The organism is Scytonema hankhaensis NUACC26 (genome assembly GCF_045865695.1).
In the GTDB taxonomy this organism is placed as follows: Bacteria; Cyanobacteriota; Cyanobacteriia; order Cyanobacteriales; family Nostocaceae; genus Scytonema.
Genome location: NZ_BAACAP010000235.1, coordinates 87,471 through 111,267 on the forward strand (window position 1 = coordinate 87,471; position 23,797 = coordinate 111,267).

At 41.7% G+C, this 23,797-nt stretch carries 23 protein-coding genes; 11 read left to right on the forward strand and 12 right to left on the reverse strand.

The features are described 5' to 3' along the window. The first annotated feature begins 57 nt into the window (after positions 1-57). Positions 58-1,440 carry a cytochrome P450 gene (locus ACKTT2_RS37625; RefSeq protein WP_407896079.1) on the forward strand — a complete coding sequence of 461 codons (1,383 nt, stop codon included), beginning with the start codon at positions 58-60 and terminating at the stop codon, positions 1,438-1,440. A 97-nt stretch (positions 1,441-1,537) separates the two neighbouring features. Here ACKTT2_RS37625 and ACKTT2_RS37630 read toward each other — a convergent pair whose 3' ends face one another. Next, entirely contained in the window at positions 1,538-2,194 is a 657-nt protein-coding gene (locus tag ACKTT2_RS37630; RefSeq protein ID WP_407896080.1) for a DNA-3-methyladenine glycosylase family protein, read from the reverse strand. Positions 2,195-2,751: 557 nt separating this feature from the next. On the opposite strand from ACKTT2_RS37630, the gene ACKTT2_RS37635 reads away from it, so the two are divergent. Beyond that, a complete protein-coding gene (locus ACKTT2_RS37635; protein ID WP_407896081.1) occupies positions 2,752-3,318 on the forward strand; it encodes an HdeD family acid-resistance protein in 567 nt (188 codons plus the stop codon). A gap of 157 nt (positions 3,319-3,475) precedes the next feature. Continuing rightward, positions 3,476-4,045 (forward strand): IS200/IS605 family accessory protein TnpB-related protein, encoded by a 570-nt coding sequence (locus tag ACKTT2_RS37640; RefSeq protein ID WP_407896082.1) that lies wholly within the window; start codon positions 3,476-3,478, stop codon positions 4,043-4,045. Between the two features lie 316 nt (positions 4,046-4,361). On the opposite strand, the gene ACKTT2_RS37645 is transcribed toward ACKTT2_RS37640, so the two are convergent. The 4 genes from ACKTT2_RS37645 to ACKTT2_RS37660 all read right to left on the reverse strand — a co-directional run bounded on the left by ACKTT2_RS37645 (position 4,362) and on the right by ACKTT2_RS37660 (position 10,223). Beyond that, a complete protein-coding gene (locus ACKTT2_RS37645; RefSeq protein ID WP_407896083.1) occupies positions 4,362-7,364 on the reverse strand; it encodes a methyl-accepting chemotaxis protein in 3,003 nt (1,000 codons plus the stop codon). 813 nt (positions 7,365-8,177) lie between these two features. Then, entirely contained in the window at positions 8,178-9,512 is a 1,335-nt protein-coding gene (locus ACKTT2_RS37650) for a hypothetical protein (RefSeq protein ID WP_407896084.1), read from the reverse strand. Between the two features lie 86 nt (positions 9,513-9,598). After that, entirely contained in the window at positions 9,599-9,859 is a 261-nt protein-coding gene (locus ACKTT2_RS37655; protein ID WP_407896085.1) for a type II toxin-antitoxin system RelE family toxin, read from the reverse strand. Then, on the reverse strand, positions 9,852-10,223 hold the full coding sequence (locus ACKTT2_RS37660; RefSeq protein ID WP_407896086.1) for a hypothetical protein: 372 nt from the start codon (positions 10,221-10,223) through the stop codon (positions 9,852-9,854). The genes ACKTT2_RS37655 and ACKTT2_RS37660 overlap by 8 nt, the downstream gene beginning before the upstream one ends. 159 nt (positions 10,224-10,382) lie before the next feature. Here ACKTT2_RS37660 and ACKTT2_RS37665 point away from each other — a divergent pair, with 159 nt between their 5' ends. Together ACKTT2_RS37665 and ACKTT2_RS37670 are read left to right on the forward strand one after the other, a co-directional pair. Next, positions 10,383-10,775, forward strand: coding sequence for a hypothetical protein (locus ACKTT2_RS37665; RefSeq protein WP_407896087.1), 393 nt, complete (start codon positions 10,383-10,385; stop codon positions 10,773-10,775). Positions 10,776-10,840: 65 nt separating this feature from the next. Continuing rightward, positions 10,841-11,725, forward strand: coding sequence for a lysophospholipid acyltransferase family protein (locus tag ACKTT2_RS37670; protein ID WP_407896088.1), 885 nt, complete (start codon positions 10,841-10,843; stop codon positions 11,723-11,725). Between the two features lie 40 nt (positions 11,726-11,765). On the opposite strand, the gene ACKTT2_RS37675 is transcribed toward ACKTT2_RS37670, so the two are convergent. Further along, a complete protein-coding gene (locus ACKTT2_RS37675; RefSeq protein WP_407896089.1) occupies positions 11,766-12,905 on the reverse strand; it encodes a retropepsin-like aspartic protease family protein in 1,140 nt (379 codons plus the stop codon). Positions 12,906-13,191: 286 nt separating this feature from the next. Here ACKTT2_RS37675 and carA point away from each other — a divergent pair, with 286 nt between their 5' ends. From carA to ACKTT2_RS37705, 6 genes are all read left to right on the forward strand, one after another. Then, positions 13,192-14,337: a glutamine-hydrolyzing carbamoyl-phosphate synthase small subunit gene (gene carA, locus ACKTT2_RS37680; RefSeq protein WP_407896090.1), complete on the forward strand. Its 1,146-nt coding sequence runs from the start codon at positions 13,192-13,194 to the stop codon at positions 14,335-14,337. A gap of 91 nt (positions 14,338-14,428) precedes the next feature. Continuing rightward, positions 14,429-14,818, forward strand: a complete 390-nt coding sequence (locus ACKTT2_RS37685) for an STAS domain-containing protein (protein ID WP_407896104.1) — start codon at positions 14,429-14,431, stop codon at positions 14,816-14,818. 889 nt (positions 14,819-15,707) lie between these two features. Further along, the gene (locus ACKTT2_RS37690; RefSeq protein WP_407896091.1) at positions 15,708-16,190 is read left to right on the forward strand and encodes a Mini-ribonuclease 3; all 483 of its coding nucleotides are present in this window, start codon (positions 15,708-15,710) and stop codon (positions 16,188-16,190) included. 95 nt (positions 16,191-16,285) lie between these two features. Then, positions 16,286-17,332: a 23S rRNA (guanosine(2251)-2'-O)-methyltransferase RlmB gene (gene rlmB / locus ACKTT2_RS37695; RefSeq protein ID WP_407896092.1), complete on the forward strand. Its 1,047-nt coding sequence runs from the start codon at positions 16,286-16,288 to the stop codon at positions 17,330-17,332. Between the two features lie 201 nt (positions 17,333-17,533). Further along, a complete protein-coding gene (locus tag ACKTT2_RS37700; RefSeq protein WP_407896093.1) occupies positions 17,534-17,836 on the forward strand; it encodes a DUF1816 domain-containing protein in 303 nt (100 codons plus the stop codon). A 247-nt stretch (positions 17,837-18,083) separates the two neighbouring features. Next, positions 18,084-18,476 (forward strand): zinc ribbon domain-containing protein, encoded by a 393-nt coding sequence (locus ACKTT2_RS37705; protein ID WP_407896094.1) that lies wholly within the window; start codon positions 18,084-18,086, stop codon positions 18,474-18,476. A 129-nt stretch (positions 18,477-18,605) separates the two neighbouring features. On the opposite strand, the gene ACKTT2_RS37710 is transcribed toward ACKTT2_RS37705, so the two are convergent. The 6 genes from ACKTT2_RS37710 to ACKTT2_RS37735 all read right to left on the reverse strand — a co-directional run bounded on the left by ACKTT2_RS37710 (position 18,606) and on the right by ACKTT2_RS37735 (position 23,544). Continuing rightward, entirely contained in the window at positions 18,606-19,454 is an 849-nt protein-coding gene (locus ACKTT2_RS37710; RefSeq protein WP_407896095.1) for an alpha/beta fold hydrolase, read from the reverse strand. A gap of 129 nt (positions 19,455-19,583) precedes the next feature. After that, positions 19,584-20,273, reverse strand: a complete 690-nt coding sequence (locus ACKTT2_RS37715) for a CAP domain-containing protein (RefSeq protein ID WP_407896096.1) — start codon at positions 20,271-20,273, stop codon at positions 19,584-19,586. A gap of 79 nt (positions 20,274-20,352) precedes the next feature. Beyond that, on the reverse strand, positions 20,353-21,066 hold the full coding sequence (locus ACKTT2_RS37720; RefSeq protein ID WP_407896097.1) for a CAP domain-containing protein: 714 nt from the start codon (positions 21,064-21,066) through the stop codon (positions 20,353-20,355). A 250-nt stretch (positions 21,067-21,316) separates the two neighbouring features. Next, positions 21,317-22,087 carry a DsbA family protein gene (locus tag ACKTT2_RS37725; RefSeq protein ID WP_407896098.1) on the reverse strand — a complete coding sequence of 257 codons (771 nt, stop codon included), beginning with the start codon at positions 22,085-22,087 and terminating at the stop codon, positions 21,317-21,319. Between the two features lie 381 nt (positions 22,088-22,468). Continuing rightward, complete coding sequence (locus ACKTT2_RS37730; protein ID WP_407896105.1) at positions 22,469-22,828, reverse strand: DUF6464 family protein; 360 nt, start codon at positions 22,826-22,828, stop codon at positions 22,469-22,471. Positions 22,829-22,971: 143 nt separating this feature from the next. Beyond that, positions 22,972-23,544, reverse strand: coding sequence for a hypothetical protein (locus ACKTT2_RS37735; RefSeq protein WP_407896099.1), 573 nt, complete (start codon positions 23,542-23,544; stop codon positions 22,972-22,974). Positions 23,545-23,797: the final 253 nt, after the last annotated feature.

Sequence of the window (23,797 nt, forward strand, 5' to 3'; positions counted from 1 at the left end):
ACCCCTTTTTTCATCCAAAAGGTAGAATTAAGAAGCGATCGATTCCATGATGTACCTATGCAAGGAATATACAATTTGCCAGATGGACCGAAAATGCCTCTGTTTGTGAGGTTGATGCAATTTATCTTTCAACCACTGGAATATGTAGAAGGACTAACGAAAAACTATGGTGACAGCATCACAGTTTGGGGTAACAAAGGAACTCCTATCATATATTTCACTCAACCTCAAGCACTGCAACAGATTTTTACAGCAGATGGTAGCTGTTTGGATGCGGGTAGAACAAATAGGGGTTTAAGTTTTTTGTTTGGAACCAACTCCTTGCTTTTGCTAGATGGAGAAAGACACCAGCGCCAACGCCAACTTTTAACACCTCCCCTACATGGCGATCGCATGAGAGCTTACGGAGAGACTATCCGCACAATTACCCGCCAAGTTATGGAATCTTGGGAGATTGACAAGCCTTTGGTAATTCGGGAGTCGATGCAAGAAATCTCCTTGCGAGTCATTCTACAGGTGGTGTTTGGCTTGGAGGAGGGACAGCGTTTAGAAGAACTTCGACAACTTCTGAGTTCCCTGCTAGACTTTATAAGTTCTCCGTTTATGTCTGCTGCTACATTTTTTGACTTCTTTATGAAGGATTTCGGCGCGTGGAGTCCTTGGGGTTGGGTTTTGCGCCAAATACAAAAAATTGACAAATTAATTTATGCTCTGATTCAAGAACGAAGAACAGAACTTAACCAAAATCGGCAAGATGTTCTTAGTTTAATGATGTCTGCTCGCGATGAAAACGGTGAAGCCATGTCCGATGCTGAGTTACGTGATGAGTTGATAACGCTGCTCGTCGCCGGACATGAAACAACCGCTTCGGCTTTAACATGGGCATTTTATTGGATCGATCGCCTCCCAGAAGTCCGTCAAAAATTACTGACAGAACTAGCAACTCTTGGTGAAAATCCAGATCCAACTACAGTTACTAAATTGCCCTACTTGAGTGCAGTGTGCCAAGAAACTCTCCGCATTCACCCAATTGTCATGAGTGCTACCCCTCGTGTTGTGCGATCGCCTATTAATATTATGGGTTATGACTTGCCAGAGGGAGCAGTCATCGTTCCTAGCATATACTTAGCCCATCATCGGGAAGAAGTTTACCCGCAACCAAAACAATTTAAACCAGAACGCTTTTTAGAGAAGCAATTTTCCCCATACGAGTATTTGCCTTTTGGTGGTGGAAATCGTCGCTGTATTGGTTTGGCTTTTGCCCTGTATGAAATGAAACTTGTCTTGGCAACTGTTCTCATGCGCTTTCAGCTATCTCCAACAAATAAGCGATCCCAACGTCCGGTGCGTCGTGGTATGACGATGGCAGCACCAGCAGGAATGCGGATGGTGGTCAAACCCAACTCGTATAAACGAGAACTTACAGTCTTGAAAAGTTAACTTTTATGAATACAATAATATTAGGTACTGTAGGGTGGGCATTGCCCACCACCAAGTCTTTTGGTGGGCAATGCCCACCCTACTTATTTTTTATAAATCAAATAGGATTGCTATGTATAATATTCTTGCGGTGTTCGAGATAGTAATGCCACAAAATTCTAGCCGCAACAGCACGCCAGGGTCTCCATGTTTCAGCGATCGCTTCAAGTTCATCTGGAGTTGGGCGTACCGTCCAACCTTTAATTTTTTGTAAAGCTATAGCCAGTGCTAAATCCCCTTTAGGAAAGACATCAGGGCGTTTTAGTGCCATTAGCAAGTAAATATCAACAGTCCAGTCTCCGATCCCCTTAATACGCTTGAGTTCGGTTCTGATAATAGCTTCATCTAATGTTTCTAACTGAGTTAGCTCGAGTTGACCGGTAGTAATTGCACTTGCAAGCGCACGACTGTAAACTGTTTTTTGCCGACTCAACCCGATTTCCTTCAATTGCACATCGTTCAATGTGAGAAAATTTTCGGGTGTTAGAGGTACAATAGTTCCACATAAACGGTTGAATACAGCTCTTGCAGAAGCTAAAGATACTTGCTGCTCTAAAATAATATTCAGGAGCGTTGGAAAACCTGCTTCTCTACTCCATATTGGTGGATGACCAAAAATGTCTAAGATGCGAGCGAAATCGCGATCGCGATCGGCAAGTTCCATCAAACCCAGCTTTAGGTTTTCTTCTGTTAGGGATTCTAAGTTAGTCAACATAAAACACGCTTAAAGAATGATAATACTTTAGGAGTAGTATTTGATTTTTGAAGTATACGTAGTAGGGTGGGCAATGCCCACCGATAGCAAATGGTGGGCATTGCCCACCCTACAGTACTTAGAGTTTTTTACAAATCATTTATGATTCCTATTAAAGCCAACAAAATATCAGAAAGAGAACATGACCAAGCTTATTGAATACGAACAAGCTAGCGATGAAGTCCGCTTAGTGTATGATGACATTCGTGCCACCCTCGCTTCTAACTTTTTCACTACTTGACGCGATGACTGAAGGAAGCGTTCTTTCTAGAAAAGCAGTTAATACAGATGAGGCAGATGTTGGTTCTAACTGAGGAATGAAATTTGTCTTTTCAACTATAGTTAAGCTAAAATCGGTTTTAACTTGTTTAAGTGTTTTAAACTGAGTATAAGGCATGACATTACCAATATCTATAAATAGGCTGTAACAAGTTTATACCCTTAGGTTATAGCGCTACTCCCGATACATTCCCTAGCCTAAATGTATGGTTTTTATTTAAGCATAGGGAAAAAAGAATATGACAACTGATGTTTCTCGTGATATTGCGAAAAAGCCCAATGCATCTTTATGGATTGGTGTTTTGTTGATTGTTTTGGGTATTAGCGCGGTCGCCATGCCTGCTGTTTCGACAATTTTTGCAGAGACTTGGGTAGCTTTGATCCTGATTTCTTCAGGAGCAGCGAAACTGTCCTATGCAATACAAACCCGCGAGCAAGGAGGCTTCATTTGGAAGCTGTTATTAGGCGGGCTTTATATAGCAACTGGTATCATGCTGTTTGTTTACCCCTTCACAGGAATCCTCACACTTACCTTGTTGCTTGGTAGCTTTTTACTAACAGAAGGTGTATTCGAGTTACTTTTGGCATTCCGCCTACGTCCCCAAGAGAATTGGACTTGGGCATTGGGTAACGCTATTGTTACCTTAGTACTTGGCGCTATGATTTGGTTCCAATGGCCTTTTGATGCACCTTGGGTTTTGGGAACGCTAGTTGGAGCAAGCGTTCTATCCACAGGTGTTTCAAGAGTTATGATGTCACTGAATGCACGTGGTAAAGTCACTTCCGACCAAGCTGCAAGTGCTTAAACCGTCTAGTCGTTAGGGCTAGTAACTGTCACTTAATCCCGGTTCTCTTGGCTGGTGTGCAACTAACCGTCACGGCAATCCTGTAGCTTGGGGAAAAGTCAATTTAGATTTACACTCATGTTCCACAGAACAGACAGAAGCAAGATTAGCCTACGCAGTGACAGAACTGACATCCAGAGCGCTAGCTACTAAAAAAACAATTGTCATTGAGAAATTAGACTTTTCCGAAAAGAAGAAACAACTTCATAGCGGACGCAAGTACAATCGGATGTTATCCGGCTTTGCCTATGCCAAGTTTTTTGAATTGTTAAAAGCTCGATGCTTAAAACTAGGCATCAAAGTGATCGAGGTGAGTCCCAAGTATTCTAGCCAAATCGGCGTTGTCAAATATATGAAACGTTATGGTATGGGTAGTGATAGCGCGGCTGGGCTTGTTTTAGCCCGTCGTGGAATGGGAATTTACTATGAGAGAATGCCAGCGAGATACGCCTTTCAGACTTCGGTTCGCCCCGAAGCTCGTCAGCACGTCTTTGCACATTGGCAGCGTTTCCATAAGCATTACTTGAAGCAAGGTTCTCGTCATGCTTGGTTCGGTACACCTACTCTGACAGGGTCTGTTGGTGACGGCGGGCGCGAACACCGGAAATCCTGGGTTTCCAAAGCTTCGGCACAAGCAAGAGAGCTCGTCTCTCCATCAATCTGTGAAGGTGTGAATCCTTCAAGGTAGGAAAGGTTGACCGCTATCTTTCCGGTTGAAGAGCTTTGCTCATGCGTGAGTAGATCTGAGTAGACTTTATCGAGCGGCGTAAGGCATTAGACATCTCCAGAAATTAATTATGCATGACCTGAAAGTCTTGGTAGGGGCGCAAGGCATTGCGCCCCTACATCTTTTCCGGAGAGGTCTATTGCGCCCCTACCTGACACCTTGCACCTTCTCAATAAAGGGGTGGTGGGCGGTGCTCACCCTACGAAAAAATAAGCTTTTCAGGCTATTACACGTACAAAAAAGCGGAACCTTTGCGTGATATTGCCTGCGACAGAAGTTACTCTGTCGCCCCAACTTTGAACACACCCACAGATGCTTGTAACTGCTGCGCTACTTCTACAGTTTGTTGTAGAGATGCAGAAACTTTGCGAGAGGAATCGCAAGTGCGTTCGGAGACTTTAGCAATCTCCTTCATTAAATGGGTAACGGCTTGAGAAGTCTGAGCCTGAGTAACTGTAGCGAGGGAAATCGATTCCACTAAATGGTCGATTTGGTGAGACACATCTAGAATTTGCCCCAGACTCTTCTTAGTATCTTTAACGAGATGAGCACCTTCGACCACCTGAGTTGTTCCTAATTCCATAGCCCTAACCATTGAAGTAATTTCTCGTTGGATGTTTTCAACAATTTGTTCAATTTCTCTAGTAGCTGCAGCTGACTCTGTTGCTAGTTGAACGACTTCTTCTGCTACCACTGCAAAGCCCTTACCTTCCTCACCTGCACGAGCTGCCTCAATACTAGCGTTCATTCCCAACACGTTAGTTTGCAGAGTGATTTGGTTTATAAGTGAAACAACTTTGGAAATTTGTTGAGAAGACTCACCCAAACGCTTCATGTTTCTTGCTGTCGCTACAACCGTTTCCTGCAAATTCAATATACTTTCTACCGTGTAATCCATTGCCATTCCTCCAGCCTCAGCGGTGGTAGAAGCAGTACGGGTTACAATTGCTGCTTGACGAGCACTATCTGCCACTGCTTGAATGGAAAGCGTCATCTGCTCTACGGAATCCAAAGTGTAATGAATATCTCCAGCTTGTTTGAGTGCTTCATCAGCAAGTTGACGAATGGCACCTTTATTTTCTCCAACTGAAAGATTAACCTCAATAGCAGCTTTTTTCACACTCATCACAATTTCCCGCAGGCTTTCAATGATGGTATTAAAAAACTCAGCCACAGTGCCGATTTCACCAGATGTCACTTCAGCACGAATCGTTAGGTTACCTTTGGATACCTCTGCAACATCGTTGAGCAATTCTACCACTTGACGCTGGATGGCTTCTTTTTGTTGACGCTGCTCTTGAGAAATAATTTCAGCTGCCTGTTGCGCTTGTTCTCTCTGTTCCAAGAGGTTTGCTTGATCTAGAGCAAAGCCAACTTGAATTGCTACCTGCTTGAACAAATTGATTTTTGACTTCTCCCAAGCACGCAATCCAAAACTTTGATAAGCTACCAACAACCCCAAAAGCTTGTTTTCTGAGAGAATCGGTGCTATCAAATTACCTTTGTCTTCAAATGCTTCTAGTTGGTCGGAGTTACTTTCTGTCCGATTGGGTTCGGAAATATTCTCAATTGCATTGATACGACCTTTCTGATACTTCTTAACATAATCTCGAACAGAACTAATGTTTGCCTCTAAATCTACAAACCGATCGCTACTAACTGATTCAGCAAAGATGCTCCCTTGCCAATTCTCATTAAAGAGATAAACTACCACTCGCTCTGCTTGCAAAGCCGCTCGAACTTCTATCACGGTTGTATTAAAGATGTCATTTTTCTTGAGAGATTCACGGATGCGAGAAGCGATCGTATTTAGTAAACGTGCTTGGTTAGCCTCAGTTTCTTGGCGACGGGCTTGTTCTGCCAATGTTGTTTCAGAAACCACGATATTGTCAGCCATTTTATTAAAAGTAACAGCCAACTGACCCACCTCATCGAGAGAGAAAACCTTGGCTCGCGCTTGGCGATCGCCTTCGGCAAATTCTTGATTGGTTCGTTCTAGCTGCTCGATGGGTTTAGTAATGGTTTGCCTAAGTATGAGCGCCCAGATACCAGTCATAATTAACGCTAGGAGCAATACCACCCCTTCTTGCCACAAACTCTGGCTAAGCAAGTTGTTGAGAGTGGTTTCTGGAGTTCCTCGTACTAAAATAGTAACGGGCTGACCACTGAACACAGGAACAGGACCGCTACGATCCTGAATAATGAGATTGGGAATTGCCTTAGCGGTCATAGTATAGGTTTGGGTTCCCACAACCATCCGTCCGGTCACAATTTCTCCGGGTGCTGCTGCTGCTGCTGCAAGTAAAGATGTATCGCTCAAAGCTATGTAAGCTTTAGCTTGCTTTAGCTCTGTAGCTCCGCCTTGGTCTAAAGAGGTAGCCAGGGAAAATTCTCCTGTGGGTCTGCGTAAATAAATGCCACTGTAACCGCCGTTGAAATCTTTCAAGATTCCTGCCATAATTGGCAACTTCCCATTAACAATTTCCCTAGACACCAAGACTGCAAGTATTTTAGTTTTACCTGGAGCGCGAATCGGTGTGAGGGTGTAACGCATTAGCGTATCTCGACCAATACCAGGTAGTAAAGGAGACTCTTTAGCCAATTCGGTAGAGCTGACAACTGCATTGGCTTTAATTTGCTTAGCATTAGTAAAAACCTGACGAACCAAGTTGTTAGGATTAAAAATTTCCCCTTCTCGTTTGCCATTAGCATTAAAAATAATCCTAAAATCCCTCCCAACCAAGGTAACATATTCAATTTTTCGGGCTTTGATTTCCTTTTGCAGAATCTGCTTAACTTGTTCTTTTAAAGCAGGGGACAAAGTGTAGCTTTTCGCATAAACTTTAGCAGCGTTAATGATGACAGGATTATCTGATTGACTCCGGAAACCAAGCCCCGTTTGGTTGACCTTGAGGTTAATATTAGTCTCCGTAACAGTGACCTCTGATTTGGCTCGCTCGAGCAATTGCGTTCGCAACCCCGAAGTGATAATCCACCTCGTCCCCACACTGAGTCCTATAATGGAGACAAGTTGAGCAGCAATCAAAGCAATCAGCTGCTTGCGACCAACAGAGAGGTTACAAAACCACTGTATAAAAAAGAGGTAGCGTTTTTGGTAAGAAGCCAGACTAAGTTTAGATTGTATCTCTGGTGATAGTGGCGAAGTACTCTCCCGCTCCACGACAATAGCATCAGTCGTTAACTTGGGTAAGGTAGCTTGTGAGCGAATGAAACCATTTTGACTTTTGCCAAAACTTACTGGATTTTTTTGAATAGTCATAATATAAGTGCTTCAAAACAATAGTGAGTTGTAAAAATTGCACATTTCAGTGGGAGAGCCTAACTTGGTTCTATGACTCTCACCAAAGCAAATCATCTGTGTTTTTAAAATATCATCTTTAAATATCAATTCAAGCACTTCGATTTAATATTTTTTCCAGTAAAACTTTTCCTACTTTTCTTACTTTTCTTAAGTTTTCAACAAATCACACGGGTAATATCAATTTATGAAATGCATAGTACGTATACATTCGTAGGGGCGCAATGCCTTGCGCCCCTACAGGGTATTTGTATCACCAAAAAAATGAAAGTATTTTCCCCCCTTTTAAGGCTACGGTGTACACACAAGCTAGATTTACCCCCCTTAATCCCCCCTTATAAAGGGGGGAAATTGAAAATCAAGTTTCCTTTCCTGAAAATCAAGTTCCCTCCCCTTGGAAAGGGGAGGGTTAGGGTGGGGTAAAATATAAGCTCAAACCTCCATTTGCAAACTATTTCAGACTTGTGTGTACACCGTAGCCTTTTTAAGGGGGGCTAGGGAGGAGCGTGCATAAATCTAATACTTCTGTTGACATCCCCTGAAGGACGACCGAGACTTAACTGAACCGTATTGCCCCATAGACTGGAAGTCTATGGCTATACAAAGGAAGCTCAGATGTATGGGCTAAAACCCTTATAGCCCGTGCAGGCGGGCTTTGTTTGTATAGCCCCACTCTTCTAGAGTGAGGGCATTTTGGCAAAGGTATTGTTGAAGATACCGGGTTTCTTTATTTTAGGACAACCTACTTAGTGCATCAAAATATTATCAATTCCATTACAAGCGTTGAAAACCTTTAGTTGATTGCTTTTGACCCTTCCCTTTGGGCTTAGATTTGCTAACTTCCACGACAGCTTCTTGAAATAAGTTGTGTAAATGTATTGGTACGCTAGCAATATCTGGTAACTCTGGTTCTATAGGTTTGCTGAATTCTTGCAGTAACGTATCTAAGTTTTTTTGTAGATTAAACTCCGGACGTTGTAAAACTGTTTGCACAATTTTTTCTAACTGTGCGGGATACTGTTCCGTTAAGCGATGCCAAATAAAGGCATTAATACTTTTATCTTCAAGATAAAAACGTATAAGTTTTTCAGCACCTTCTATACTTTGCCAGTCTTCTGTTTCTAAAATTTGTTTTACCTTGGCATAAGTTGGGAGAAACATCTGTCCCCATCGGGGATGTGAAAGAGCAGTCACTTGTTCTGCTTTCTTGAGTTCAGCAGGTAAGTCAACTTTTGGCATTACCATTTTACTGGATTTATTTGTACTGCTAAACATTTGAGAGACTGTTTTAGAATCAGCACCTAATTCCTCAGCAACTGCTTGGATCTCTTCTTGTTCGATACCAGATTCTTGTACAATTTCGTCCAGTGATTTTGAAGGATCGATCCCTGCTGCTTCCAAGCGTTTTTGTGTCATGACTTCTTGGAACTCAGCTATTTTTTTGTTGAGTTGATATCCTGGTAATGTAACTTCATCACTCTCAAAAAAATCTACAAATTGTTGGTGATATTGTTCTACTGATAACCAAGCTTCTTCTAATAAGTCTGGAGCATCTCCGTAAAGCTGGTTTCTGTGATTATCTTTAAATTTACCAATAGCTACTGCTAGTTTCGGTTTGCCTAGTTTACCCATAAGTGTTTGTGGACCGGAGAATGTCCAGTAAGTGTCAGTCACGGGAGAAATACGGGTAAGTATAATTTCTCCATCTTTGACACGAAACAGTTCTTTTTGAATTTTTGTATTGTTGGGCTTGACTATGTAGTGCTTTGCTGTTAACCAATTCATGAGTTCAAAACCATCGTCTAAAATTTTGGTAACAGCAAATAACCCAATAAATGTATGATACCAACTTGTGATGAGTTTGCGATCGCTTTGTGACAATTCAGGTTGGCTTTGTATATACAGATCCAATGGTGAGGAATCTCCCACTCTTCCTTCTGTAATGAATGAGTCTATTGCTAAATCTTTTTGGTAACTGTCACCGCTACTGCGACTCGACTTTTCAGCAGCGTAGGTTTCCAAAGCTTTTGCGAGTTCATCCTCAGCATCAAATACAAAATCAGTTATATCTTGTTGTAGTTGGTGCGATCGCTCTAATATGTCATCCACTAGCTTATTTCACTAAATTCTACAATTGTACATTAGAGGTTTTGAGAGAATTTGAGTATCTGCGCTTGGGCAGAACTTTATTGATCTTACTTATATGCTTGACTTCGATGACAAACCATAACAATTTCAATTATGCGCTCGGTATCATCAACTTTATAGATTACTCGATAATCTCCAACCCTAATTCGCCAAGTATTCAGTTGTCCCCTCAATTTTTTACAACCATCTGGGCGTGGTTCAACTACCAAAGCCTCAATTTTAGAAGAAATTCTACCAATCATTTCTGTTGGTAAGTCATCTAACTCCTTTTGAGCAGAGCAAGAGAAAATCACTTGATACTCAAGCACTCAATTTTCCCTTCTCAATCAACGACTTTTTGACTTCTGAAAAGGGCAAAGTAGGTTCGTTCGCTCGTTGATTGGCAATCAAGCTATAGTAAATATCCTCCCAAATTTCACCATGTTGCTCAAAGTCAAGCAATACCTTACATTTACATCCCTGTTCGTCAACTAAGAACTGAACAGTTACAGGTATATCAATATCTTCTTCTACATCAGCCCAAAGTTCACCGTGTTCTTTCAAATCTATTAGCACAGAAGTTTTCTGACCCAAAAAATTTCTGAGATACTGAACTCCTGACAACTGCACATCTTCTTCCAATCCGAGTATTTCATCCTTTTGGCTGTAAGCTGAAGGCTGAATTGAGTGCATATTTGTTTTTTAGTAGACAACATCTTCCATTTTACTATTTTAAGCTTAAACCATCAAAATCATTCGCCTCTTTCTGAAAAAATATTACATTTGCTATACTGAATTCTACAGAGAATTATTGCCAAAATCTCATCGTGCTGATTTTTAGGAACAACGCTCATGACTCCTTGCAAAGGTTTAAAACTAGGACTAAAACTAGGATTAGAGTTTTGGTTACCCTTAGTGCTGTTAGGATTGACTTTCTGGGTAGGAGGAGGATATGTTATGGATGAAATCTTGAGTCAGCCTTATAAAGGAGACAGCCGTTTAAAGGTTGAAACGCAATCGGTAGAACAACGTCAAAAGTCGATACTTTTTATTAAAGTAGAAATCTACAAAAAGAGCGGTGTTTCTAAAGTTGAAGTCAAGACTGTTTCCAAAGCACTAAAAGAGTTGAGGTTTGAGTTTCCAGTTACAGAAGCTAGTCTAATTGAAGCTGCGATCGCTAAAGAGTTAGGATTACCTACAGAAGATATTAGGAATTTAATGTACTATCAAATAAAACTTAGATAGCAATTTGTATTACGAGCCAAAAAATGCAATATTTATAAAGAATATTGTTGTTACAGTCACTTTCCATGCTTGAAGAAGTTCGCAACGCTAGCAAAGACATATTAGATGTACTTAAGGAAAACAAATCAATAACAAAGCTTGGATGGTCTTTGGAACAACGAGATCCAAAATTTATTCAACTTTTTATGCCCATATGGAAATGGTTATATGAATATTATTTTCGAGTAGAAACAAGTGGTTGGCATCACATACCCACTCAACAAAAGGTCTTGTTTGTAGGTTCTCACAATGGGGGATTTGCAGCACCTGATATGTATATGGCTATGTATGACTGGTTCCAACGATTTGGCGTAGAAAAACCTGTCTATGGTTTATTACATCCTAAAGTATGGCAAGTTTCTCCCCTATTATCGCTCATGACGGCAAAAATTGGGGCGGTTGTAGCTCACCCAAAAATGGCAGTTACGGCTTTGCATTCAGGGGCTAGCGTACTAGTATACCCCGGCGGAGTTCAAGATGTTTTTCGACCTTATTATTTGCGTCACAAAATTAACTTAGCTGGGCGCAAGGGGTTTATTAAATTAGCATTACAGCAAAACGTTCCTATAGTACCTCTTGTTTCTACTGGCGCTCACAATACATTTCTGGTACTTGCTAATTGTTACGACATTGTACAACAATTCCACCAATGGGGAATGCCCTGGTTGTTAGGAATCGATCCTGAAATTTTTCCTATTTATTTGGGCTTACCTTGGGGTGTTGCTTTTGGTCCTTTACCTCATATCCCGATCCCGGTCACTATTCGCACTCGCGTTTGTCCGCCAATTATTTTTGAACGTTATGGTGCAGATGCATCTCGCGATCGCGATTATGTTAATATATGTTACGAACTCGTTTGCAGCCAAATGCAGCAAGAACTAGATAGGTTAATCAAATCATCTTCTGCCTAACTGGTCACTGGTCACTGGTCACTGGTCACTAGTCACTGATTCAATTTGGTAGAGGGACTTCTATGGGTTGTGGTTCTCTCGCTTGAGGTTCTCGAGGTAAGGGTGGAACTATTACCTCTGGTTCTTCATTAGATTTATTATGAGGATGCAATTGCGGACGAAATTCTACAGTATTGCGCTTGATGGTAATATCGTAATTACCAAAAAAGTCGTGTCCTAGTAATCCCGTATCCAATTCTCCACCTGCGATCGCAACTGGAAGTTGGCGTGTCTTTACCCCAGCAACTTCCACTGAGTCTACATAACCTACAGGAAATTCCACTGCTTTGGAACTGGCTGTGTTGGCTTTTGCCTTTGTCACTGGAACGACTCCCAAAGCAATTGCCATTTTTTGAGTAATGACTGTCCCACTGGCTCCGGTATCGAGAATCATCTCAAACCTTTGAATCCCGTTGAAAGTCACTTCAATAATCGGCGTACCACCCAATCTTCTTTTGATGGGAGCAGTATATACTGGTGGTTCTTTAGGTTTTGGAACAGCAATTGGAATTGAATATGCTTGCTTTTGTCTAACCGACACTACTACATTTGGCTTTGATAGGGGTAGGGACGGTTTTTTTGATACCAAGACAGGGGGTTTTTTATTGAGATTTTGTGGTGCAGCGGGGATAGTCGGAGCTAGAGCCACATCGGGAGCTGGCGGTACGGGTATCAGCACTGGTGGAGTCACAGGACGTGTTACTCTCTGTAGAGCATATTTCAACTGGCGTTGGTAATCCAGTACTCTTGCTTGGGCGCTATTGAAATAAGGGCTATCAACTGGCACTTTTTTCATCAACACGATCGCTTCTCGCAACTCCGTTGCGACTAGCTTCCAATCTTCTGAAGATTGAGCAGACTGGCTGATGCTCAGAGCACCAACTGCTTTGTCCAATCCTTGTTCAAAATAACTCAATTCAATTTCGGACGGTTGTTGCCTGACTGGTTTTGGTTGCGGGATTGTTGGCTTTTCTACCGTTGTGGCAGTTGGCGCGGCAACTTTTTTTTCAGTAGGCACGTACTGTTCACCTTCACTTATCTTGGTTGCAGCTTGTTGACCTTGTTGACAAGCAACCGCTAAAACCATCAGTGTTGATGAGACAGTAATTAAAGCTGCACGGGATAAAATGGGCTGAAGCATAATTAATAAAATTTTACCCGTCTTGTCTCCTATAAATCTACTATCACTGCTAATTTGTGTTTAAAGATTTGATGTTTTAATTTCTTAAATTTTTATTAATAATGTGCTCTCGTGACGAAATCAATGATTTATGGCATAATTATTCCTCGCTATATTGAGATATTGGGGATTAGGTACTGGGGACTGGGGATTTAGAAGAATTCCACAAACCCAACTCCCAATCCCCATTGCTCCTTATCCCCAAAGGGGACCCCCACCTTCCCCAATCCCTTTACTCCAATCGGCTATGCCCCTATCTGACGCAATACCCGCTATTCTTGTTTTAGCAGATGGAACAACCTATCGCGGTTGGTCATTTGGCGATCCCCAAACCACAATTGGCGAAGTAGTATTTAATACTGGCTTGACAGGATATCAAGAAGTACTGACCGATCCCAGTTACTGCGGTCAGATAGTTGTGTTTACTTACCCAGAATTGGGAAACACTGGTGTTAATCCAGAGGATGAGGAATCAAATAGACCCCAAGTACGGGGTGCGATCGCCCGCAATATTTGTCACCGTCCGAGTAACTGGCGAGCGACACAATCATTACCTGATTACCTCAAACAGCATGAAATACCCGGTATTTACGGAATTGATACTCGGGCATTAACTCGCAAAATCCGAATGTATGGGGCAATGAACGGAGGTATTTCCACCAAAATTCTTGATGAGGCAGAACTGTTAGAACAAGTACAAGCAGCACCTAATATGAAAGGGTTGAATCTTGTTCGAGAAGTCACAACATCAAAGATATATGAGTGGTCGGAACCAACAGATCCTATTTGGGAATATAGCCCAGGGGCTGCTGTCAGCAATGGAGAAACTTTCACCGTTGTTGCTCTTGACTTTGGCGTAAAACGCAACATTTTGCGACGCTTAGCCAGCTATGGCTGTCGAGTTATTGTAGTTCCAGCCGATACTCCGCCTGAAGAAATTCTAAAATACAACCCAGATGGGATCTTTCTTTCCAACGGTCCTGGAGATCCAGCCGCCGTCAGCGAAGGAATTGAAACCACAAAGGCACTTCTTGGGACGCAAAAACCCATGTTTGGGATCTGCTTGGGTCACCAAGTTATCGGTCACGCCCTTGGTGCTGAGACATTTAAGCTGAAATTTGGTCACAGGGGCTTGAATCAGCCAGCGGGTTTGCAACAACGAGTGGAAATTACCAGCCAAAATCACAGTTTTGCCATCGATCCAAATTCTTTACCAGAAGCTGTTGTGGAAGTGAGCCATCTTAACCTTAACGATCGCACTGTTGCTGGAGTCCGTCATAAATCTTTGCCTGTATTCTCAGTACAGTACCATCCCGAAGCTAGCCCCGGTCCTCACGATGCTGATTATTTATTCGAGCAATTCGTACAGCGAATGCGCTCTGCTAGGGACTAGGGATTGGGGACTGGGGACTGGGCCAATCCCCAATTCTCCCAAAAGGTCGTAGACAACATATACTAAAACCATCTATACTGGAGCGTTCACCATAACTTATAAGGAGGGAATTATTGCTGAGCCACTTAATCTAACCGTAAGCCTGAGAGGCACTCGTGAAGTTCGAGATAACTGTCAGCTATTCCGCCTCACAGGGTTGTTAGACGCCTTTTCCGAACCGACGTTTCGCAAGGTGCTTGGTAGCAAGATAGAAGAAGGACCAAAGCACATTATTCTGGATTTGTCTCAAATTGACTTTGTTGACAGTTCCGGATTGGGTGCTTTGGTACAGTTAGCTAAGCAGGCTCAAGGTTCTGAAGGCACCTTGCAAATAGTCACAAATGCCCGTGTCACTCAAACAGTCAAGCTTGTTCGCCTAGAGAAGTTTCTAGCCCTGCAAACATCAGTAGATGCGGCTCTAGAGAATGTGAAACAATCTTGATACTCGGACACATTGAAGGTGAGTTTACATTTTGCACTACGCCACACCCAAGGCTAGAAGACTATCGTCTCCTGTTGCAAGATGTAAAAGTGAAGTAAGTTCGCCAAACAGCCTCTCGCTATCCCTTAGTTGGTGGAGAGAAGGGCAGTTGCTATGACTCTGTAAACCCAGAGCAAAGCACTGCCCCTGTGAATTGGCGCAATTTCAGTATTTTTGTAAAAATTATTAAGTTTTTAAGGAACTCATCTAAAAAATATGTAAAAATACAACCTGAGCAGCACAGCGATCGCTATTAATGTGCTAAACTGGATTTATAGAAGCTTAATGTCGTGCTTAAGTGCTTGATATTTCAGCTAATAAAAGTATGTTGTCCCATTTGGGAGTATCCCGAATTTGCCTAAAGCCTGCAAGAAGAGAATTCTGGGGCTATACAAACTAAAGTCCACCTGCGTGGACTTAATGAGAAGTCCGCGTAGGCGGACTTAGCTTGTATAGTCGAGGCAGTGCATTGCGGGGGTTCCCCCCGTTGTAGCACCTGCCGTGCGATTTCAATCGCAAACGTGTTTTTTCCAAATTGGGATGCTCCCGTAACATTTCAAATTTTGGATTGAGAAAGCCCTAATGGACTTAACCTCACCTGAGTATATGTAGCACTCTTTTTAAAAGTTGGTATTAGCGTGCGACTCCAAGATGCAGACTTGGATAGTTTTAAGGCAAACCTTGTGCACAAAATGGCAACAAAAAATTGAAAAAAAGTTACAATTAGTGAGTTGATTTTTTAGCATTTATTATGCTTTGTTAGATCTGCACGGCAATAGAAAGGGCAGATTCAGTTAAATCTAATCGAAAAAAGCTTCCCAAATATTAGGTTGTGAGGAAAACAGCACTTGTGACATCGCAGGAGGATGAGCTACAGGACGAAACTAGTTCAGTTCCCAATAAGGATACCGCTCGGTGTCATATGTTGGGAGAACCTATAGCGCAATTATTCCCAGAAATGTCACAGGCACAGCTGCAACTAATTTCTCCTACTGCTTTAGCTTATTTGGGAGATGCAGTTTACGAACTGTATATAAGAAGGTTTTATCTGTTACCACCACAACGACCAGAAGCATATCATCATCTGGTGGTGTCACAGGTCAGGGCAGAAACGCAGGCTGAGATATTGCAATCTCTCTATCCTTATCTGAGGAGTACTGAGTTAGAAATTGTCCGCAAAGGTCGTAATGCAGCTACAGGACGTCCCAAGCGGCTCGATCCCGTAACATACCAACAAGCAAGTAGTTTAGAAACCCTAATTGGCTATCTGTATCTTAGCGATTTCCAGCGCTTAGCCGAACTGTTACAAAAACTTCAACTGGAAAAATCATGAAAAATTAATCTAATGACAGAAAAATAATAAAGTTTGTTCGGTCATTTGATGTAAATAAATATGCTTATCTGTACGCAATATCACCTTTTCCTCCCATGACCAGTAAACCAAGACCAATTAAAAATTCCAGCGCAATAAATAGCGAGCATTCCTCTACCGAGAAAGGAAAGCGGATCGTATCGAGACGCCCTTCCACTAAGCCCGGAACTAAAGTTATTTCCAATACCGCTAAGTCCGTTGCTAAAGTCATTCCCAATACACTTAAGAGACACGATCGCAACGTTTCTGAGTCGGTAACGCCTGTTCGCGACAAAGAGGATGTCGATCTTATCTACGGTCGTCATTCAGTTTTAAGTGCTTTGGAAAGCGAGCGAAATCTCAACCGCATTTGGATCGTCTCTCATTTACGCTACGATCACCGTTTTCATTCGCTTATTCTACGAGCAAAAGAAAATGGGACTATTATTGACGAAGTAGAACCAAAGCGCTTAGATCGAATTACTTCTTCAGCAAATCACCAAGGAGTGGCGGCACAGATTGCTCCCTATGCATATCTCGATTTGAGCGATTTGATCGAACGGGCTAAGTCTGTTAAAGATCCCGTCATCATTGCTGCTGATGGAATTGAAGATCCCCACAATCTAGGAGCGATTATTCGTTCAGCAGAAGCACTAGGATCTCAAGGATTATTGATCCCGCAGCGTAGGGCAGTTGGAATCACTTCAACAGTGATGAAAGTTGCTGCTGGTGCCTTAGAAAATTTTCCTGTTGCAAGAGTCGTGAATTTGCATCGCGCTTTGGAAGAACTCAAAGCAGCAGGTTTTTGGATTTACGGCACTGCAGCAAATGCCAGCGAACCCATACACACAGTTAACTTTAGCGGTCCTACAGTGTTAGTCGTTGGCTCTGAGGGCGAAGGTTTAAGTATTTTGACACAGCGCTGTTGCGATTTCTTAGTGTCAATACCTTTACAAGGTAAAACTCCAAGCCTTAATGCCTCAGTAGCAACCGGTATGGCATTATATGAAATATACCGCCAGCGCTGGGTGAATACATTGCATTTAGACAAATTGAAATTCACGCCAGGAGATGCATCCCTAGTCAAGGGAAGAGTCAATGGTCGTGGAAGTGCTAAGAGTTAACTGGGAATTTGACTGTTTAGCGATGAATACTGATAAAAAATATACACAGTAGCGAGCGCTAAACAGTCAAGATGCGATAATTTCAGAAAAATTTCTTTGAAAAAAGAAGAGTAAACAGAGTATAAAGAAATGTAAAAAGAACATCATCCGTTGTACCCCATTTCATTAAACCCTGTAACAAATTAAAAATCAGAGAAAACCATGAAGACTATTTTGCAAAACTTTAAGGAAGTGCTGATTAACGTATTCCAAGAATTAGGCTTGGCTTGGTGGGTCGAGGTCGTGACACAAAACCCTCGTTGCACTTACTATTTTGGACCATTTCTAAGTTCTACTGAGGCAAAAACCGCAATTAAAGGCTACGTGGAAGATTTGGAACAAGAAGGTGCTCAGGGAATCGCTATCAATGTTAAACGTTGTAAACCAGCATCTTTGACAATAGCCGATGACTTGGGGGAACGGATTGACCGCAAAGTCCAGCCTATCTTTAGCGGTCAGATTTAATTGGCTAAGAGCTAATGGCTAATGGCTTAATTAGCCGTTAGCAATTAGCGGTTAAGCAGAAAGACTCGAATCTAGATAAAATGCAGCAAATCTAGGTAATTTGTCCTCTTGCCCACTTTTCGATCAAATCACTGATGCTTCTACAACAGAGCGCCATCGCTCGTTCACGTAGAAGCCTTTTAGCTGTAGGCGTTAAAGCAATATTTACGTTGGTTTTCACTTCGCTGTAATCAATTCCCACTCTTGGATGAAGGGGGAATTACAAGCTTCATTAGAGAAAATCTCTGTGGAGACTGGATCGAAAATATCAGTGGTCAATCCAGCTTATACGTCGCAAGTCGATCGTCTGACTGGAACGTTATTAGGTTCTAGAAAAGGGGATCGCTTTATTCGTTATACGAAGGACGTAATACACGCTGATTTGAATGCCGCATTAAATTTGTGCATTCAAGAACAGGACAACCAAATCACTCGATTAATGAGCTCGAATGAAGTGGAAGCGATTCTTATTGGTCGCACTGTTCAATACTTGAATTCAATTGGGTGTTCGGTGACATTCGCTTTAGATCGCGGTTGGTTACTAACTAAATTTAAGGTGAAAGCATTGAAATATGAAAGTGAGTATTACCCGCAGGGGTAGCGGGTACGGTCACTCTCCAATAGCTGGAAGTTTAAACCAATTAAACGACAATGCTCTAATAGCAGTAACCAGTGTGGATGAAACCAGCAATTAAAGACATTTCTATGTATTGCATAGCTTTACTTAGATTTAGTTTACCCCATTAGCTATTACCTGTGGATGTTTTTCTAGCCAAAGCTCGATATCATTCAAAACTCGGTCGGGGATTTCCCAAGGAAACAGATGTGCTGTATCTGAATAACACTCCCATTGGGAGTCATTGAGAAATTGAAACGTTTCTAAGCTAGAGCTGGCTGTAATGTGACAGTCTCTATCGCCAGCAAGTACCAAACTCGGACATTTGATTTGCTCTAAGTCTGTTAGCCGATTGTAACCACTTCCAATAGCAGTATACAAAGTGCGAGTAGCAGCAGATGAAGTTTGTAAATAAGCTGGTACTGCGTGTTTTGCTATGTATCCGTAGGCGGTGGGAGTATGTTGCCTGATAAGATATTGGAAGAGCGATCGCTTACCAAAGGTATCAATATTCCACTGCAAGTCAGGTTTTATACAACTTAATAATGCGGCAATACCTGTATAAAGATTTTCTTGCCAAGTGACAGGAGGATGATTGCTTCTCGGTCTGGCTGCTGTTGCTATCAGTATCAGCCCCGTGACTCGTTCGGGCAGACGTAACGCCAATTCCATTGCCAGAATACCTCCTAAAGACCACCCCAGGATCGCACACTTTTTTATTTGATAGCGATCTAGTAGGTTTTCGAGATCGAGCAAATGGTCGCGCATATCAAAGTTTTGAGTGTAACGACTTTTTCCATAACCGCGTAAGTCAGGAGCAAAAGTTTGAAACCGCTTTGATAAGCGATCGCTAAACACAGCAAGGCTTGCACCAGAACCGGGATGACCGTGCAAGCAAAGGATTGGAAACCCTTGACCTCGAACGTGTACGTTAAGATTTACAGCTAGTGAAGATTTGTACATTGCTAATGGCTAATCGCTAATCGCTAATGGTAGTACTGTAGGGTGGACATTGCCCACCATCATTTACAGCAATTTTCAGGTTAATGTAATCACAAGAGCAGAATGTAATTCAGGATTCACCATTAGCCATCAGCTCTTGCGCTCTTTAAATCCACCCGCATAAGTGATAACACACATTTGTCTGTAAAAAGAGTGAATTCCAAAGGCAACACCTGTGACTTTAAAAGCAGGGTTAAACATATTGATTCTATGACCGCGATCGGGGACTCCATCATCAATGATTAACTGCATTACGATGTCTTGCGCTGTGTGGGAACCGTAGCTAATATTTTCTCCGGCGGTTAATTGCCATTTTCCATAACGATTGAGGCGAGTAAAGGGATCGCTCTTGTCGCTACCTTTATGACCGATTATACCTTTAGAGCCTTGGTCTTTGACATGATCTCGTGCGGCTAATGACATTCCTTTGGATGCACGAAGAGATCCCACAGGACGAACTGTTTTGAGATAGGCAATGGCTTCATCAACTGCTGCTACCCCTTCTTGTGTTTGTAAGTAGACTCGACTCGAAAGCCTAACGCGATCGCCTTCAAAACGCTGTCTGTAATTTTCTAATACAGTAGCATAAGCGGTGGGATTAGTTCTCGCTTTATTCATCTCCACAATTACTTGTTGTTCGAGACGTGAGAGACTACCGGGACGCAACCCTAAATCCTCGTGAGGAATTTTAGGTTCTTGGGGTTCGTATTGAAAAAGAAGATCGCAAGATGTAGTAAATAGAGCAATAGGTGTTAATATCCAGAACGGCATCCAACGCATAACAAACAAAATAATTCGTAATTCTCATCACTAACTTAATAATTACGAATTACGAATTATGAATTACGAATTTTTCTATTTATTTTTCTTGATATCCACCGGCGTAGGTAATGACGCACATGGTTCTGTATTTGGAGTGCATTCCATAAGCCACTCCAGCGACTCTAAAGTTAGGATTAAAGATGTTTTTTCGATGACCGCGATTTGGAACTCCATCGTCAATGATAAGTTGCATAACGATGTCTCTAGCTGTGTTGGGACCGTAACTGATATTTTCTCCGGCGGTAGAGTTCCAGTCACCATAGCGATTTATCCGGAGTGCCGGATTGCTACCATCAGTACCATTATGACCTGTATGACCTTTTGGTCCTGAATCTTGAACGTGGTCTTTTGCTCCTAGAGACATACCTTTCGATATCGTTAAAGGGCTCAGAGGTTGCGCCGATCTCAAAAAATCCAGCGCTTCATCAACGGCTGATACTCCTTCTTGAGTTAGCAAGAAAACGCGATCGGCAAGTCTGACTTTTTTCCCTTGAAAGCGCTGTTTATAGTCTTCCATGATGGGAATATAGGCTTGCGGATTTGTCCGCACTCTGTTCATTTCGACGATCACTTGATGTTCTAACGTTGATAAATAACCGGAACGTGCCGCTACAACAGAACTCTCTTCTCTAAAAACTGTGGAAGCCGAGTTTTTTGGCTTAGCTACTGATGGATCGAACGTAATAAATGGATACCCGCAGCTAGCTATCAGGGCAATAGGGAAAAACACACGTAAACTATTGCAACGCATTAATTACCTCACGACTACTGTTCTACGAGTTAATGGGTTGATATGGATGCACCATGTTTTGCTCAAGTAAATGAATACGACTTGGTTAGTAGAGCACTTCAACAAAACTTGCAACCTGCAACCTTTGTAACCTTTGAAACAACACACCGTAAACAGTAAACACACCTAAAATAAGTATTAGGGGCGAATACCCTATTTTTTAAACACTACTTAAGTGTATATAATAGCACAAATATGATAGAAAATTTACTCATGTTTTACGAACGCGAGTTAATAAATCTTCTATTTCGCCAAGCTGTACAGCACCAGATAAAACCTCTCCATTCATGATGAAAAAAGGAGTACCGGAAAGCCCCAAAATTTGGGCAAGCTGACTATCTTTTTCAATAGCAGCAGTGGCGAGAAGGCGATCGCTTCTAAACTTTTCCAAATCTAGATTGAGGTTTTTTGCAGTATCTAAGTAGAATTGTTCGCCCAGTTGTTTTTGATTAGTAAAGAGAGCGTCCTGATAGTCCCAGAATTTACCTTGTTGCTGTGCTGCCCAAGCAGCTGTTGCAGCTGGTACAGCTTGAGGATGAATGTTTGTCAGGGGGAAATGCTTGTATACAAGAGTAACTTCGTCCCGGTGTTTTACCATAAACTGCTTCAAGGTTTTGTGTGCTTGAGCACAATATGGACATTCAAAATCCGAAAATTCAACCAACAAAATTTTTAACTCTTTAGATCCCGTGGTGGGAGATTGACCGATAACCGATAGAGGATCGGTTTTCATTTGCTGCACAAAGACTTGTTGTGCTTGCTGAATTTGAGCTCGCTGTTTTTGTTGGTATGCCTGTACTGACTCAACAATCGCTTCAGGATGTTCGCGGATAATTTGTAACACCTGCTGTTCGAGTTGTGAATTCATACGGGCTGCTTGCGCTGGAAGTGACCAACTCAAGACCATACAAATAAATCCAACCACTGTGAAGGCACGTAGCCACACTAGCAGTTTTCCGACCAAATAGGAGAATGCATACATACCAAATATTTTTTGTATGTAGGTTAAACGGTCTTCACATTCTCTTAGTATTGACCGAGAAGGGGTAGAAAATCTAGGGTTAGAGCTAGGTATAAAGATTGAATTATCTTATACTTATTTGAACAATAGATAACGAAGTCTAGTTTTACACATAAAAACTCTACGGAAAAAATATACTTCTTGACAGTTAAAAGCTTGATTTTGCTAGCGTACAGCCCTCAAAAGATGAGTCTATACATGGGCAGAAATTATAGATTAGATTTAGTTTTGTAACAAAAAAAAAATTCTACTAACGGGTACTTGACATTTAAGAATATTTTTGAATTTCAGCTATCCATGAAAGAGAAATGCGAATCTTATAATATTTCCTTCAATCAAAGTTCATTTAATATCTTTTCCGGAGACTGATTCATTGGATTGATAATGACGACAACCTTCACATGGTCCTTCAGGATTGACAGCACAACGGATGTAACCAGAACGGGCATTGTAGCAACAACTAATATCGCCAATCAGATAACCTACTCCTTCTAAGTAGTAGCGATCGCTCGGTCCAGATACGCGCTCTTGCTGTATCCGTCTTCCTGGAGAAGCCATAGCGACTCGCCTAAAATACAAGCGTGTTCTTGCCTGAGATTTACGCATTAACCACAGGGAGAACAGGGACGGTAAGAAACCAATGGCAATCACTAAAAGTGTTTTCACTTCAACACCTTCTTTGTACGTTTTCAACGTGCTCATCACCCTAGTAGTCACCGTTTAGATCCCTCAAATCTGGTGGACTACTAGTTAACAGATTTAAAACAGAGTTGTTATCTGTTATTAACTCAGCATAACTGCTACAACTGAAAGCTGTGGGTTGTCACCAAAAATTTTAGGAAGCCCTAATGCCTATGAGAAACTCGTATATTTTCTATTAATAAGCTTTTCTTATAACCTATTCGCCAATACTCAAGTTTATCTATAGATACTGCCTTAGTCACAACGTTCGCACCGTTACCCCGCCAAGCAACTTCTGGATCTGTCGTAAAAACACCACACTCTAATTGTTCTAGATTAATTTGCCAATACTCGCTAAATCTACTTTTTAAAGTTATAACCTGTTCAAAAACCTTGTTTCTATGCTTATTTCTTCTTTTTCTTTCAGTTGCCCCTGTTGCGGTAGTATCAATAAATTTAGTTTCAATAATAAAAATTTTTTCTGCTAATGTAAGATAAACAAAATCACATTTTCCTAAATCAGTATAATCTGAAATTGGAGACTTTTCAAACAATAATAATTCAGAACAGAAAGGGAAGATTTTTTGAATATTTAGAAACAAATATGACTGTAATAAAAGTTCTTTATCATATGGAAATCCGACAACACCCTCAAAAAAACGCTTGATATCTTCTTGAGGCTGAGGTTGAATTTTTTTGCAATATAAAACAAATTTGTGAATCTCATCTCCGGTCATCTAAGCTTAGCTCCTTCCTCCTTCTACACATACCCTCCTAGCATAAAAAAATACCATATGCATTGGGAAAGTATCATCCGCAGAAGTAATGAAAAAACAAAAAAGCTTCTCTACTAACTCAGTGAAATTACGAAACCACCCGGTCACTGGTCACTGGTCACTGGTCACTGGTCACTGATTACTGGTCACTGGTCACTGATTACTGGTCACTGTAAACTATGCATATAGGCATTAAATCGAGCGTTTTGAAGGG